Below are 1,010 nucleotides of genomic sequence, written 5' to 3'. Positions count from 1 at the left end.
AGATATCCCTCGTGATCGTGACGGCTCTTTTGAACCACAGATTATTAAGAAGCATCAAACGCGCATTACTAGCATGGATGATCAAATTCTTTCGCTATATGCGAAAGGAATGACAAATAGAGAAATTGTTGCTTTCTTTAAAGAAATGTACGATGCCGATGTATCTGCCTCCCTTATTAGTAAGGTGACGGATGCTGTCATTGAACAAGTGACAGAATGGCAAAATAGAACACTCGATAGTCTTTATCCTGTTGTCTATTTAGATTGCATTGTTGTTAAGGTTCGTCAGCATTCAACAGTAATCAATAAATCAGTTTATTTAGCATTAGGCATTAACCTGGATGGCCAAAAAGAACTTCTTGGCATGTGGCTTGCTCAAACAGAAGGTGCCAAATTCTGGCTGTCAGTCATGACAGAGCTTAAAAATCGAGGAGTGCAAGATATTCTTGTTGCCTGTGTAGACGGGCTAAAAGGCTTTCCTGATGCGATAGCCTCTGTCTACCCTCATACTGATATCCAGCTGTGTATCGTGCATGTTGTACGCAATAGCCTGAGATTTGTGAGCTGGAAGGACTACAAAGCTGTAACAGCAGGATTGAAGGCGATCTATCAAGCAAGTACAGAAGAAAATGCTTTAAATTCCCTAGGTATCTTCTGCGATCAATGGAATCACCAGTATCCAAAAATTGGAGAATCCTGGCGGGCAAATTGGGAAAATATCCGAACGATCTTTAGCTATCCTGCTGAAATACGTCATGCGATTTATACAACAAATGCAATTGAATCATTGAATAGCGTGATTCGCCATTCAACTAAAAAGAGAAAGATCTTCTCTTCTGATGATTCAGTGAAAAAGGTCATTTATTTAGCAACTTCAAATGCTGCTAAAAAATGGACAATGCCAATTCAAAATTGGCGTTTAGCGATGAATTGGTTTACGATTCAGTTCGATGATCGATTAAAAGATCATTTATAAAAAATGGAACTTACACAAAATAATTTACAGGCTC

1 protein-coding gene is annotated in these 1,010 nt (G+C 38.7%); it reads left to right on the top strand.

The annotated features are described in order from the left end of the window. A partial coding sequence (locus tag HLH16_RS13130; RefSeq protein WP_171529657.1) for an IS256 family transposase occupies window positions 1-976 on the top strand: 976 nt, incomplete at its 5' end. Window positions 977-1,010: the final 34 nt, after the last annotated feature.

It is taken from the genome of Acinetobacter sp. ANC 5378, assembly GCF_013004315.1.
Taxonomy (GTDB): domain Bacteria; phylum Pseudomonadota; class Gammaproteobacteria; order Pseudomonadales; family Moraxellaceae; genus Acinetobacter.
This window is presented reverse-complemented; position numbering and strand designations above follow the sequence as displayed.